Source organism: Pseudomonas sp. TE6283 (assembly GCF_054060555.1).
Genome location: NZ_JBSSDH010000018.1, coordinates 59554 through 73848, shown reverse-complemented (window position 1 = coordinate 73848; position 14295 = coordinate 59554). Strand labels below are relative to the sequence as shown.

At 63.0% G+C, this 14295-nt stretch carries 8 protein-coding genes and 1 pseudogene; 4 read left to right on the top strand and 5 right to left on the bottom strand.

The features are described from left to right. Window positions 1-153 precede the first annotated feature (153 nt). Together ettA and ACVWZ5_RS20825 are read right to left on the bottom strand one after the other, a co-directional pair. Window positions 154-1821 carry an energy-dependent translational throttle protein EttA gene (gene ettA / locus ACVWZ5_RS20830; protein ID WP_050706900.1) on the bottom strand — a complete coding sequence of 556 codons (1668 nt, stop codon included), beginning with the start codon at window positions 1819-1821 and terminating at the stop codon, window positions 154-156. A 228-nt stretch (window positions 1822-2049) separates the two neighbouring features. Then, the gene (locus ACVWZ5_RS20825) at window positions 2050-2442 is read right to left on the bottom strand and encodes a hypothetical protein (RefSeq protein WP_062575221.1); all 393 of its coding nucleotides are present in this window, start codon (window positions 2440-2442) and stop codon (window positions 2050-2052) included. A 1098-nt stretch (window positions 2443-3540) separates the two neighbouring features. Between ACVWZ5_RS20825 and ACVWZ5_RS20820 the strand changes: the two are divergent. From ACVWZ5_RS20820 to ACVWZ5_RS20805, 4 genes and pseudogenes are all read left to right on the top strand, one after another. Then, window positions 3541-6525, top strand: a pseudogene (locus tag ACVWZ5_RS20820) (EAL domain-containing protein); the annotation flags it as partial. 312 nt (window positions 6526-6837) lie between these two features. Further along, window positions 6838-8091: a serine hydroxymethyltransferase gene (gene glyA, locus ACVWZ5_RS20815; protein WP_028691350.1), complete on the top strand. Its 1254-nt coding sequence runs from the start codon at window positions 6838-6840 to the stop codon at window positions 8089-8091. Window positions 8092-8324: 233 nt separating this feature from the next. After that, a complete protein-coding gene (locus ACVWZ5_RS20810; RefSeq protein ID WP_425049097.1) occupies window positions 8325-9575 on the top strand; it encodes an aminotransferase class I/II-fold pyridoxal phosphate-dependent enzyme in 1251 nt (416 codons plus the stop codon). Beyond that, on the top strand, window positions 9572-10726 hold the full coding sequence (locus ACVWZ5_RS20805; protein ID WP_084940822.1) for an MFS transporter: 1155 nt from the start codon (window positions 9572-9574) through the stop codon (window positions 10724-10726). Before ACVWZ5_RS20810 ends, ACVWZ5_RS20805 begins: the two co-directional genes overlap by 4 nt. 54 nt (window positions 10727-10780) lie before the next feature. On the opposite strand, the gene yjiA is transcribed toward ACVWZ5_RS20805, so the two are convergent. From yjiA to ACVWZ5_RS20790, 3 genes are all read right to left on the bottom strand, one after another. Continuing rightward, window positions 10781-11755 carry a GTPase gene (gene yjiA / locus ACVWZ5_RS20800; RefSeq protein WP_280070907.1) on the bottom strand — a complete coding sequence of 325 codons (975 nt, stop codon included), beginning with the start codon at window positions 11753-11755 and terminating at the stop codon, window positions 10781-10783. Between the two features lie 78 nt (window positions 11756-11833). After that, window positions 11834-12031 carry a YbdD/YjiX family protein gene (locus ACVWZ5_RS20795; protein ID WP_028691348.1) on the bottom strand — a complete coding sequence of 66 codons (198 nt, stop codon included), beginning with the start codon at window positions 12029-12031 and terminating at the stop codon, window positions 11834-11836. A gap of 13 nt (window positions 12032-12044) precedes the next feature. Further along, the gene (locus tag ACVWZ5_RS20790; RefSeq protein WP_062575226.1) at window positions 12045-14111 is read right to left on the bottom strand and encodes a carbon starvation CstA family protein; all 2067 of its coding nucleotides are present in this window, start codon (window positions 14109-14111) and stop codon (window positions 12045-12047) included. Window positions 14112-14295: the final 184 nt, after the last annotated feature.

Sequence of the window (14295 nt, the reverse complement as noted above, 5' to 3'; positions counted from 1 at the left end):
ACAAAATTCGAGGCACAGGATCTTGCTTGGCTGATCGGCTTGAACCGGGCTATCGCGGGGCAAGCCCGCTTCCACCTTGCCCCTCCGATGCTCGAATGCCAGGCACAAAAATGGGGCCCCGAAGGGCCCCATGGCTGTGCAGCGAAATCCGGCTTACTGGGCCAGTTTCTTGTGACGCACACGGTGCGGCTGGGCAGCGGCGTCGCCCAGGCGCTTCTTGCGGTCGGCTTCGTACTCGGTGTAGTTGCCCTCGAAGAACACCACGCTCGAGTCGTCTTCGTACGCCAGGATGTGCGTGGCCACACGGTCCAGGAACCAACGGTCGTGGGAAATCACGATGGCGGCGCCCGGGAAGTCCAGCAGGGCTTCTTCCAGGGAACGCAGGGTTTCGACGTCGAGGTCGTTGGACGGTTCGTCGAGCAGCAGGACGTTGCCGCCCTCCTTCAGGGTCAGGGCCAGGTGCAGGCGGCCACGCTCACCACCGGAGAGGTCCTTGACGAACTTCTGCTGGTCGCCACCCTTGAAGTTGAAGCGGCCGACGTAGGTGCGCGACGGAATCTCGTAGCTGCCGATGCGGATCTGGTCGGAACCGTCGGAGATCTGCTGGAACACGGTCTTGCTGCCGTCCAGGTCCTCGCGGCTCTGGTCGACGCAGGCCAGCTGCACGGTTTCACCGATCTCGATGCTGCCCGAGTCCGGCTGCTCCTTGCCCATCAGCATGCGGAACAGGGTCGACTTACCGGCACCGTTGCCGCCGATCACGCCGACGATGGCGCCCTTGGGCATGGCGAACGACAGGTTGTCGATCAGCACGCGATCACCGTAGCCCTTGGTGACGTTCTTGAACTCGATGACCTTGTCGCCCAGGCGCGGACCGGCCGGGATGTAGATCTCGTTGGTCTCGCTGCGCTTCTGGAATTCCTGCGACTGCATCTCTTCAAAGCGCTGCAGACGGGCCTTGGACTTGGACTGGCGGGCTTTCGCGCCTTTGCGCACCCACTCCAGTTCCTCTTTCATGGCCTTCTCGTGGGCGCTCTGCTGCTTGGATTCCTGGGCCAGACGCTCCGACTTGGCCTCCAGCCAGCCCGAGTAGTTGCCTTCGTACGGGATGCCGGCGCCGCGGTCCAGTTCGAGGATCCAGCCGGCAACGTTGTCGAGGAAGTAACGGTCGTGGGTGATCGCCACCACGGTGCCGGGGAAGTCGTGGAGGAAACGCTCAAGCCAGGCCACCGAGTCGGCGTCCAGGTGGTTGGTCGGTTCGTCCAGCAGCAGCATGTCGGGAGCCGACAGCAGCAGGCGGCACAGGGCCACGCGGCGCTTCTCGCCACCGGACAGGTGCTCGATCCTGGCGTCCCAGGCCGGCAGGCGCAAGGCGTCGGCGGCGACGTCCAGCTGACGCTCCAGGTTGTGGCCGTCGGCGGCCTGCAGGATGGCCTCGAGCTTGGCCTGCTCGGCGGCCAGCTTGTCGAAGTCGGCGTCGGGGTCGGCGTAGGCGGCGTAGACCTCGTCCAGGCGGGCCTGGGCGTCCTTGATCACGCTGACCGCTTCCTCGACCACTTCACGCACGGTCTTGGTCGGATCCAGCTGCGGCTCCTGGGGCAGGTAGCCGACGTTGATGTCGGGCATCGGACGGGCTTCGCCGTCGAATTCCTTGTCGACGCCCGCCATGATCCGCAGCAGGGTCGATTTACCCGCGCCGTTCAGGCCCAGCACGCCGATCTTGGCGCCAGGGAAGAACGACAGGGAAATGTTCTTGAGAATTTCCCGCTTCGGCGGCACGACCTTGCTCAGCCGATGCATGGTGTAGACGTATTGAGCCAAAACCAAGCCCTCTATCAGATAGGTAAAGACACGCGCCCCGGCATGGGCCAGGGGGATGTGATTACGGGGTGTCGTTGAACAAAGTGGGCCATTCTACGCCAACTCGCGACGTTGCACAGATGGGTAGATGGCGGCGCCGTTCGGCGGCTATCGCGGGTCAAGCCCGCTCCCACGCCACGGTGTTGTTGCGTGGGAGCGGACTTGACCCGCGATCGAGGTGACGCTGGCTCAGACGTGCGCTTGCTTGACCTTGCCGCGCGGCAGGCGGCAACGGTCCGACTGCTCGGCCAGGCGCGCGGCCCAGGCGGCCTTGACACTGAAGCCGCCACTGCGGGCAGGTTTTTCCGCAGCCTTGGCGGCGGGCTTGCTCGCGGCCTTGGCGGGCGCGGCAACAGGCTTGCCGGGCGCCGGGGTGACGGCCTCGACCGCAGGCTTGGCCTGCTTGCGCAGTTCGGCCAGCGACGGCGTCTTGTTGCCACTGGCGGCAGCCGTGTCCGGCTTGGCCAGCGAACGCTGGCAGGTCTTGCAGGATACGTCCTCGGTCACGGCAGTGCTGACCAGGGTCTGACTGCTGCGCCCACAGGCGGAATCGAGGCCATTGGTGGAATAGTGGGTAACCAAAACCGTACATCTCCGTTGCGTTGACTATGAAGCGGGCGGCATTCTCGCACAGGTTGCAGGGGCTTGCCGAACCGACATGACCGGCTGCCGGGCGGTACGCGGACATACGGACTGGCACTTTGCCATGTTTGCGGGCATGCTAGTCGGCTTCTCGCGTGCGCCTTATAGTGCGCCCAGCGACCACGGCACGCGCCGTGCATGCTGCGAGGACGCAACCCCTGCCATCGCCAGCCAAATCGCAGGACCCAACGCTTGACCAATCTCACGCAACCGTCATCCCTGCGGCCTGCCGACACCTCGGCCGGCACACACCTGCGTGGCTCGCTCAAGGGGGCGCTGGCCCTGCTCGCCCTGGTTTTGCTGGGTTTGCTGTTGTGGCAACTGTTCGCCCAGTTCCGCCATACCCAGGCCGACCTGCGCCAGCACAGCCTGGCGGCCAGCGCCGAATTGGCCGACCACCTGAGCCTGAACATGGCGCTGAAGGCCCAGCAATCGCTGAACCTGGTCCAGCCTTACGTCAATCCACCGGCGCCCGCCGCCCTGCCGAGCCTGCTCACCACCTTGCAGGCGCGCCTGCCGGCCCTGCGCGACCTGGCCTGGCTGGACGCCGCCGGGCAGGTACGCAGCGACAGCCTCGACGGCACGCCGGACCGTCAGTTGATTGACGAGCTACTGCAACTGAACCAAGGCCGCGCCTTCTACTATGGCAACGGCACCGACAACCAGCGGGTGTACCTGCTGCTGCGCCAGCCGGCCGAGCAGGACCGCGGCTACTGGCTGCTGCGCCTGAGCCCGGACTACTATCAGGAGCTGACCCGCCACCTGGACGGCCCCACCCACCCCCTGTGGCTGCTGGAAAACAGCCGCAGCGGCGAGATCATCCAGCACCATGACCACCGCCAGGCCAGCGACGAACCGCTGCAAAGCGTGATGCTCGCGTTCATCGACAACAGCACCTGGCAACTGCGCGGCCTGTTCGACGCAGGCATGGCCCGCGACAAACTGCTGCCGGCGCTGATCGGCAAGTGTGTACTGGTGCTGTTCTGCGCCCTGCTGCCGGTGCTGGCGCTGATCAACATGCGTCGCCGCCAGCGCGCCCTGCAGGAAGATCGCAGACGCTACCAGGAAATTTTCGAGGGCACTGGCGTGGCCCTGTGCGTGCTCGACCTGTCCAGCCTGCCCGGCCAGCTCGACCGTTACCACCTGCGCAACCGCGCCGCGCTCAAGCAGAGCCTGGCGCTGGACACCAGGCTGCGCCGCGCGCTGCTGGCGGAACTGAAGATCACCGAGATCAACCAGGTGGCGCGCCAGTTGCTCAACGTCGACTGCCACGAAGGCGCCTGGCAGCGCCTGATCGAGGGCAGCGGCGACAGCCGCGACAGTATCGGCATGCAGCTGATCGACGCGCTGATCGAAGAGCGCCAGCAGCTTGAACTGGAGGTGCGCCTGCCCGCCCCGCTGGGTGGCGAACTGCACCTGTGGCTGATGGCCCGCCTGCCCCAGCAGCGCCGCGACTACCAGGCGGTGATCCTGAGCATCAGCGACATCACCAGCCGCAAGCAGGTGGAGCTGTCGCTGCTCGAACGCGAAGGCTTCTGGTCGGATGTGGTGCGCACCGTGCCCGACCAGCTCTACGTGCAGGACGTCAACAGCCAGCGCATGATCTTCAGCAACCGCCACCTCGGCCAGACCCTGGGCTACGACCGCGTGGAGCTGGCGCAGATGGGCGACCGCTTCTGGGAAATGCTCCTGCACCCCGGCGACGCCGAGCACTACCGCGCCCTGCGCCAGCAACAGCGCGACACCGGCCACGGCGAGTCGCTGCACTGCCAGCTGCGTTTCCGCCACCGTGACGGCGGCTGGCGCTGCTACGACATCCGCGAGCAGGTGCTGACCCGCGACAGCGAGGGCCAGGTCACCCGCATCATCGGCGTGGGCAAGGACGTCACCGTGCAGATCGAGGCCAGCGAGTCCCTGCGCGACAGCGAGCAGCGCTACCGCATGCTCGCCGAGAGCATCAGCGACGTGATCTTCTCCACCGACAGCCAGTTGCAGCTCAACTACGTCAGCCCCTCGGTGCAGGCGGTGCTGGGCTACCAGGCCGACTGGATCTTCGCCAACGGCTGGCAGTCGATCGTCGCCAACCCCGCCCAGCTCAGCGGCGTCTACAACCTGTTGGAGCGGGTCAGCAAGGTGCTGGGCGACAGTGAGCAGTTGGCCCAGTTGCGCAGCACCCTGCCCACCCAGCTGTTCCTGTTCGACTGCCTGCGCGCCGATGGCCGCAAGATCCCCATCGAGCTGCGCCTGGTGCTGGTGTGGGACGAACACGAGCGCTTCGAAGGCGTGCTCGGCGTGGGACGCGACATCAGCCAACAGCGCCGGGCCGAGAAAGACCTGCGCATGGCAGCGACGGTGTTCGAACACTCCACCTCGGCGATCCTCATCACCGACCCGGCCGGCTATATCGTCCAGGCCAACGAGGCCTTCAGCCGGGTCAGCGGCTATGCCGTGGCCGAAGTGCTCGACCAGTTGCCCGGCATGCTCACCGTCGAACAGCAACAGAGCGCCCAGCTGGGCTACGTGCTCAAGCAGCTGAGCCAGCGCGGTACCTGGGAAGGCGAGGTCTGGCTCAAGCGCCGCAACGGCGAGCACTACCCGGCGTGGGTGGGCATCACCGCAGTGCTCGACGACGAGGGCGACCTGGCCAGCTACGTGTGCTTCTTTACCGACATCAGCGAGCGCAAGGCCAGCGAACAGCGCATCCACCGCCTGGCCTACTACGACGCCCTGACCCACCTGCCCAACCGCACGTTGTTCCAGGACCGCCTGTACACCGCCCTGCAGCAGGCCGAACGGCAGAAGGCCTGGGTGGTGTTGATGTTCCTCGACCTCGACCGCTTCAAGCCGATCAACGACTCCCTCGGCCACGCCGCGGGTGATCGCATGCTCAAGGACATGGCCGAGCGCCTGCTGGCCTGCGTCGACGACGACGACACCGTGGCGCGCATGGGCGGCGACGAGTTCACCCTGTTGCTGCAGCCCAAGGCCACCCGCGAGCAGGCGCTCAACCGGGCGATCCATGTCGCCGAGCACATCCTCGACGGGCTGGTTACGCCGTTCGTCCTGGAAAACCGCGAGTTCTTCGTCACCGCCAGTATCGGCATCGCCCTGAGCCCGCAGGACGGCAGCGAGCTCAGCCAACTGATGAAGAACGCCGACACGGCGATGTACCACGCCAAGGAGCGCGGCAAGAACAACTTCCAGTTCTACCAGGCAGACATGAACGCCAGCGCCCTGGAGCGCCTGGAGCTGGAGAGCGACCTGCGCCATGCCCTGGAGCAAAACGAGTTCATCCTCTACTACCAGCCGCAGTTCAGCGGCGACGGCAAGCGCCTGACCGGAGCCGAGGCGCTGCTGCGCTGGCGCCATCCGACCCGCGGCCTGGTGCCGCCGGGCGACTTCATCCCGGTGATCGAAGAGCTGGGCCTGGTGGTCGACGTCGGCGACTGGGTGCTGCGCGAGGCGTGCCGCCAGCTCAAGGCCTGGCACAAGGAGAAGGTGCGGGTACCGAAGGTGTCAGTGAACATTTCCGCCCGGCAGTTCTCCGACGGCCAACTGGGTACGCGCATCGCCACCATCCTCGAGGAAACCGGGCTGCCCCCGGCCTGCCTGGAGCTTGAGCTGACCGAAAGCATCCTGATGCGCGAGGTCAACGAGGCCATGCAGATCCTCGACAGCCTGAAGAATCTCGGCCTGAGCATCGCGGTCGACGACTTCGGCACCGGCTACTCGTCGCTCAACTACCTCAAGCAATTCCCCATCGACGTGCTCAAGATCGACCGCACCTTCGTCGACGGCCTGCCCGAGGGCGAGCAGGACGCGCAGATCGCCCGGGCGATCATCGCCATGGCCCACAGCCTCAACCTGGCGGTGATCGCCGAGGGCGTGGAGACCCACGAGCAGTTGGAGTTCCTGCGCGAGCACGGCTGCGACGAGGTGCAGGGCTACCTGTTCGGCAGGCCGATGCCGGCCAACCAGTTCGAGGCGCAGTTCAGCAACGAGACGTTGTTCATGTTCCAGTGACGACGGTGACACGAGACGGTTTCCGTGGGAGCGGCCTTGCGTCGCGAAAGGGCTGCGCAGCAGCCCCAGGACCTAAGTGTTAACGCAAAGATCGCCGGGGCCGCTTTGCGGCCCTTTCGCGACGCAAGGCCGCTCCCACAGTGCACGGCGCCAAGCCTTGAAAAACGGACCCAAAAGTCAACTCCAGCCCAGAAACGGCGCGGGCTGCAACATGAGGGCCATTGGTCCGCGACTTGATGCCACTTCATATGCCAGCGGCGAATCAATCGGTTAGAATGCCCCCCCAATTCTGCCCGATCCTTGAGGACCGCCATGTTCAGCCGTGATTTGACCATTGCCAAGTACGACGCCGAGCTCTTCGAAGCCATGCAGCAAGAAGCCCTGCGCCAGGAAGAGCATATCGAGCTGATCGCTTCGGAAAACTACACCAGCCCGGCGGTCATGGAGGCCCAGGGTTCGGTTCTGACCAACAAGTACGCCGAAGGCTACCCAGGCAAGCGCTACTATGGTGGTTGCGAGTACGTCGACGTCGTCGAGCAGCTGGCCATCGACCGCGCCAAGGAGCTGTTCGGCGCCGACTACGCCAACGTCCAGCCGCACGCCGGCTCCCAGGCCAACGCCGCCGTCTACCTGGCCCTGCTGTCGGCCGGTGACACCATCCTGGGCATGAGCCTGGCCCACGGCGGTCACCTGACCCACGGCGCCAGCGTCTCCTCCTCGGGCAAGCTGTACAACGCCATCCAGTACGGCATCGACGCCAACGGCCTGATCAACTACGACGAAGTCGAAGCCCTGGCCCTGGAGCACAAGCCGAAGATGATCGTCGCCGGCTTCTCGGCCTACTCGCAGGTCCTGGACTTCCCACGCTTCCGTGAAATCGCCGACAAGGTCGGTGCCTACCTGTTCGTCGACATGGCCCACGTGGCTGGCCTGGTCGCCGCCGGCGTGTACCCGAACCCTGTTCCGTTCGCCGACGTGGTCACCACCACCACCCACAAGACCCTGCGCGGTCCGCGTGGCGGCCTGATCCTGGCCCGCGCCAACGCCGACATCGAGAAGAAGCTGAACTCCGCGGTCTTCCCGGGCGCCCAAGGCGGCCCGCTGGAGCACGTCATCGCCGCCAAGGCGATCTGCTTCAAGGAAGCGCTGCAGCCTGAGTTCAAGGCCTACCAGCAGCAAGTGGTAAAGAACGCCCAGGCCATGGCCGAAGTGTTCATCGAGCGTGGTTTCGACGTCGTTTCCGGCGGCACCCAGAACCACCTGTTCCTGCTGTCGCTGATCAAGCAGGAAATCTCCGGTAAGGACGCCGACGCCGCCCTGGGCAAGGCTTTCATCACCGTCAACAAGAACTCGGTCCCGAACGATCCACGTTCGCCGTTCGTCACCTCGGGCCTGCGTTTCGGCACCCCTGCCGTCACCACCCGTGGCTTCAAGGAAGCCGAGTGCCGCGAACTGGCCGGCTGGATCTGCGACATCCTGGCTGACCTGAACAACGAAGCGGTGATCGACGCCGTGCGTGAGAAGGTCAAGGCCATCTGCAAGAAGCTGCCGGTGTACGGCAACTGATTGGCAGACGCCTGATGTGAAAAAGCCCGGCCATGTGCCGGGCTTTTTTGTGTCTTGTGCTCTGGACGCATGCAGGCCCTACAAAACCTTGAACGTGAGTGTTTAATCCTCCACGACACTCCAAGGTATCTCCGACATTTTTCTCGGAGAATTACCTCGGCCAAAACACCCGACTTCGGACATACCGACCCTTTCCTGCGATGCACACTGCCTGCTCCAAACCATTGCAGGAAGTGTTTGACATGGCAGTCACTCGAAATCGATTCACCAATTACAGGAGCATGATTCAGAAGTCCGAGGCGGACTGGCAGACATCGTATGCCAAGCATCTTTCCGGATTGCAGGTGCAGCCCATTGCCAGAAATCTACTTCAGGACCAACACGGCAGGACGCTGCAACACTTCTGTACGACCTCCTATCTTGGGCTGGACTACCACCCGGATATCCTCCAAGGGGCGATCGAAGAGTTGGAAAATTCGCGCACCCTGCGTATCGCCAACTCGCGCAATCGCTGCCAGCTTCAAGTGCTAGACCAATATGAGGCTGAACTGTCCGAACTGTTTGGATGCGCGTCTCTGGCCACATTGTCATGCAGCGCAGCAAGCTCTGGAGTATTGCCTCTTGTTGCCGCAGGCATTTTCACCGATGGAATGTCGCCCCATATGGTGTTCGACAAGTTTGCCCACTACTCCCTGAACCATATCAAAGCAGCTTGTGCGGATGAGACCGAGGTCCAGACGCTTCCCCATGACGATATGGACCAGCTCGAGAGCATCTGCAGGCAACATGGAAGGGTTGCCTATGTCACAGACGGCTACTACAGCATGGGCGGGACGGCACACATGGACGCCTTGCTGTATCTCAAGGAGCGCTACGGTCTGTTCTTATACTTGGACGACTCACATGCCCTTTCTACGGAAGGTGTTTTTGGGCAGGGCTTTGTCAGAGGGCAACTACAGGAGCTGGATGAAGGGGTCATCATTGTAGCGTCCTTGGGAAAAGCATTTGCCGCAAGCGGTGGCTTGGTCATGCTGGCAAATACCCAACAGAAACGTCTTGTACAAAGATATGGCGGTCCTACCAACTGGTCCCAAAGTCTCAATGCCGCAGCTATAGGTGCAGGCCGGGCCTCCGCCCGACTTCACTCCAGCCCTCTACTGAATACGCTGCAGCAAGCGTTGAGAAACAACATCGAACTGTTCGACAGGCTTTTGCCCACACCTCATGCTGGATCAACATCTCCCATCAGGCTAATACCGCTTGGAGAGGCTGAAGATGCCATTGCTGCGTCGACCTTCCTGGCCAACAACGGGTTCCTCACCTCAGCCGTCTTCTTTCCTGTCGTCCCCAAGAATGCTGCAGCATTGCGCATTACGCTCAGAGCAGATATGCAGCCTGGTGAAATCGAGAGCTTCTGCCGGAGTCTCGCTGAGTACCTGGACAGCAACCCTGCCATCGCCCATTTACTGAACACTCGGCCATGACCAAGCGGCGAATTCTCTACTTCAGTTGCTTAGCCGTACTGTTGTGCCAGTCGGGTATAACCTTCTACCTACCCATGCTCCCGGCCATTGCTGACGATCTGAATGCAACAGATGAATTCGCTGCACTCAGCCTGAGCCTGTTTCTCGGAGCAATGGGGGCCTGCGTAATGCTGTGGGGTCGGTTGGGCGCCACTCTCGGTTCAAGCCGTATGCTGACCTGGACGCTACTCCTCTACGGCTGCTGTACATTTCTGCTCGCAGTATCACCCGTTGCCTGGGCATTTCTTGTTCTACGCCTGCTTCAGGGAGCCCTGGCAGGCGGTATATCAGTTGCCGCTCGTGCGTTGCTGGTCGAGCAGTATGATGGCAAGGATCTGACACGCGCCTATAGCAGCCTTTCACTTTGCTTCGTGCTCTCACTCGGGGCCTCCCAGTTTATCGGGGCGATGATTGCTACGCTCACGAACTGGCGAATTGCGATGCTGCTCGTCGCGATGCCCTGTGTACTCATGGCAACACTGAAGGGCTGGAATATCGCAGCTCAGCACATAGTTCTTCCGCACCGGACAGGTGAGAGTGCCCGTTTCCATAAGCTCATTGTGCAACCACGCTTCATTCTGCCTGTGCTTGCTGGAGGTTTTGGGTACTCCATCATCGTCGTATTTAGCAGTACAGCGCCCGTGCTTCTCCAGCAGTCCTTCAACTGGTCCATGTGGGAATATGGGCTACTGGGGTGGCCAATCAGCATTGCCTATCTGCTTGGTACTCGTCTGGCGAGCGCCCTTGCAACCGGTCATAACGAAGTAAGGATGCTTCGATTTTCGGGTGCTTTGCTGTTACTTGGCGCACTCATCATGCTTATTGCATCATCACTGTTGAAAAATTCGGCTTACGCGATCTGGCTACCCTATTGCCTGATGCTTGTAGCTCAGGGAATGGCCTACCCAGTGAGTCTGTCACTGGCAAGCAGACAGTCAACAGGCGCTGCCTCTCCTGCCATGGCACTGATCGCTCTTGTTCACCAACTGCTGGCTGCCCTGACGAACTTGATATCCAGCTCCATGGGCACGAGCCCTACTGTGCTGGTTATTATTTGCGCTGGATTGGCGTCGCTCGCCTGGTTGGCGACTCGCCCCAGCACGAGTAATTAAAGGTAAAAAATGCCGCCATAAGGCGGCATTAGCAAGTCAGATACTTCTGACTTCCTAGTAACTCAACGCCTCAAATCCTATACGAATCTTCTCCTCCGGCAGCTCATCGGCGATAAACACCATCACGCTTTCGCGCGTCTCACCCTCCTTCCACTCGGTATCCCAGTCGAAGCCGTAGAGCTTCAGCACCCCCTGGAACACCAGGCGGCGGTCCTCGCCGGCAATGTTCAGCACCCCCTTGTAGCGCAGCAATTGCTTGCCGTGCTCTTCCAGCAGCTCGTTCATGAAGTCGCTGAGCCGATCGATGTCCAACGGCGTTTCGGTGCGCAGCACCAGCGTCGAGATGCGGTCAGGGGTGGCCGGCTTGAGCAGCGGGCGCAAAGTGGGCTTGAGGCTGATGCCCAGGTCCGGGTTGAGGTTGAAGCCGCGCACATCGAGCAGCTCGGCCAGGTCGATGCGGCCGTGCTCGACCACGCTGATTGCCGCCCGGCCATTGATACGCGCCAGACGCTCGCGCAGGGCGTCGACCACCTGTGGCTCGACCAGGTCGGTCTTGCTCAGCAGCAGGCGGTCGGCGAAGCCAACCTGGGCCTGGGCGATGGCCTGGGTCAGGTGCAGCTCGGCATGGGCGGTGTCGACCAGGGTGATAATGCCGTCGAGGATATAGCGCTCGCGCAGCTCTTCATCGATGAAGAAGGTCTGCGCCACCGGCGCCGGATCGGCAAGGCCGGTGCACTCGATGACCAGGCGATCGAAGGCGATTTCACCGGCATCCAGCCGCTCGAGCAACAGGTACAGGGCCCGGGTCAGGTCGCCATGGATGCTGCAGCACACGCAGCCGTTGGCCAGGGTCATGACCTGCACCGGTTCATCGCCCAGCAGCTGGCTGTCGATGCCGGCCTCGCTGAATTCGTTTTCGATCACGGCGAGCTTCAGGCCATGCTCGGCCCTGAGCATATGCTTGAGCAATGTGGTCTTGCCGGCGCCAAGGAAGCCGGTCAGCACGGTAACGGGAATCGGCGTTTGCACGCGGTTGTCTCCTGCAGCTGAAAATGAAAGTGGGAGCCCGGTTGCCCGGGCTCCCACTGGTTCACGCGTGTCGCGGGTTCAACAGCACTTGGGCCCGGACTTGCCACCATAGCGCGCTTCCTGGCGCTCGCGGAAGAACTCTTCGTAGCTCATCACCGGCTTGTCCGGGTGCTTCTTGCGCATGTGCTCGACATAGTTGTCGTAGTCGGGCATGCCGACCATCAGGCGGGCGGCCTGCCCCAGGTACTTACCCAGTCGACCCAGGTCGTTGAACATCGCGGCGATCCTCTCAAGCGTCAGGCAGGGCCTGGAACGGGGTTTCCTTGTCGGTGCGCTCCTTGCGCCCCAGGGCGGCGAGGCCGACCTTGACGGCGAAGAACAGCACGCTGAACACCACCACCAGGAACAGCACGGTCAGGCCGGCGTTGGTGTAGGCGTTGAAGATCACGTGCTGCATCTGGCCGATGTCCTTGGCCGGGGCCAGCACTTGGCCGGCATCCAGCGCGGTGCTGTACTTCTTGGCCAGGGCCAGGAAGCCGACCGCCGGGTTCGGGTCGAACAGCTTGATCAGGCCCGCGGTGGTGGTGCAGATCAGCAGCCACACGGCCGGCAGCAGGGTGACCCAGACGTAGCGCTGGCGCTTCATCTTGATCAGCACAACGGTGCCCAGCATCAATGCGATACCGGCGAGCATCTGGTTGGAGATGCCGAACAGCGGCCACAGGGTGTTGATGCCACCCAGAGGGTCGATCACGCCCTGGTACAGCAGGTAGCCCCACAACGCCACGCAACCAGCGGTGCCGATCAGGTTGGCGGTCCATGACTCGGTGCGCTTCAGTGCCGGCACGAAGCTGCCCAGCAAGTCCTGCAGCATGAAGCGACCGGCACGGGTACCGGCGTCTACCGCAGTGAGGATGAACAGCGCCTCGAACAGAATCGCGAAGTGGTACCAGAACGCCATGGTGTTCTCACCCGGCAATACCTGGTGCAGGATCTGCGCAATGCCCACCGCCAGGGTCGGTGCACCACCGGCACGGGCCAGGATGGTGTGCTCGCCGATATCACGGGCGGTGGCCTCGAGCTGCTCGGGGGTGATCATGAAGCCCCAGCTGCTCACAGTTTGCGCTACCGAGACGACGTCGGCACCGACCACCGCGGCCGGGCTGTTCATGGCGAAGTACACCCCCGGCTCGATCACCGAGGCGGCGACCATGGCCATGATGGCGACGAACGACTCCATCAGCATGCCGCCGTAGCCGATGTAGCGGGCGTTTGTTTCGTTGTCCAGCAGCTTGGGCGTGGTCCCCGAGGAGATCAGCGCGTGGAAGCCGGACACCGCGCCGCAGGCGATGGTGATGAACAGGAACGGGAACAGGGTGCCCTTCCACACCGGGCCCGTGCCGTCGGTGAACTGGGTCAGCGCCGGCATCTTCAGTTCGGGCGCGATGATCAGGATGCCGATGGCAAGGCCGACGATGGTGCCGATCTTGAGGAAGGTCGACAGGTAGTCACGCGGCGCCAGCACCAGCCAAACCGGCAGCACGGCAGCGACGAAACCGTAGCCGACCAGCATCCAGGTGATCTGCACGCCGGTGAAGGTGAACGCCGGGCCCCATACCGGATCCGCGGCGATCTGGCCCCCCAGCCAGATCGACAGCAGCAGCAGGATCACGCCGATGACCGAGATCTCGCCGATGCGGCCCGGGCGGATGTAGCGCATGTAGATGCCCATGAACATCGCGATCGGGATGGTCGCCATCACCGTGAACATGCCCCACGGACTCTCGGCCAGGGCCTTGACCACGATCAGTGCCAGCACCGCGAGGATGATGATCATGATCAGGAAGCAGCCGAACAGGGCAATGGTGCCTGGGATGCGGCCCATTTCCTCGCGGACCATGTCGCCCAGCGAGCGGCCGTTGCGGCGGGTGGAGAGGAACAGGACCATGAAGTCCTGCACCGCGCCGGCCAGCACCACGCCGGCGATCAGCCACAGCGTGCCGGGCAGGTAGCCCATCTGCGCGGCGAGCACCGGGCCGACGAGCGGGCCGGCGCCGGCGATGGCGGCGAAGTGGTGGCCGAAGAGAATGTGCTTGTTGGTCGGGACGTAGTCCAGGCCATCGTTGTTGAGCACCGCGGGCGTGGCCCGGCGGGGGTCGAGCTGCATCACCTTGGTGGCGATGAACAGGCTGTAGTAACGGTAGGCGACCAGGTAAAGGGCCACTGCCGCGACCACGATCCACAAGGCGTTGATGGCCTCACCGCGACGCAGGGCGACCACACCCAGCGCGCAGGCCCCTATGACTGCCAGCGCCAGCCACGGGATATGGCGTAGCAGGCTGTTATTGTTGTTCATGGCATGCTTCCAGCTTGAGTGGTTGGAATAGACAGCCCTCTGAGTCTAGGGCCTGCTCGCCTCCATTACCATATCCAGATGAGCGGCATCCCTACACCACGTGCTCCGACTTAGAGCGGCACCAACGCAACTCCCCTGGTATTTCTGTCAGTTGTCAAACCACTACCGCAGTTGCATCTTGAAC

Excerpts from the sequence above, each read along its gene's own strand:
- ACVWZ5_RS20790 (WP_062575226.1), bottom strand. The coding sequence starts at position 14,111 with ATGAACAACAATAACAGCCTGCTACGCCATATCCCGTGGCTGGCGCTG.
- glyA (WP_028691350.1), top strand. The coding sequence starts at position 6,838 with ATGTTCAGCCGTGATTTGACCATTGCCAAGTACGACGCCGAGCTCTTC.
- ACVWZ5_RS20805 (WP_084940822.1), top strand. The coding sequence starts at position 9,572 with ATGACCAAGCGGCGAATTCTCTACTTCAGTTGCTTAGCCGTACTGTTG.
- ACVWZ5_RS20795 (WP_028691348.1), bottom strand. The coding sequence starts at position 12,031 with ATGTTCAACGACCTGGGTCGACTGGGTAAGTACCTGGGGCAGGCCGCC.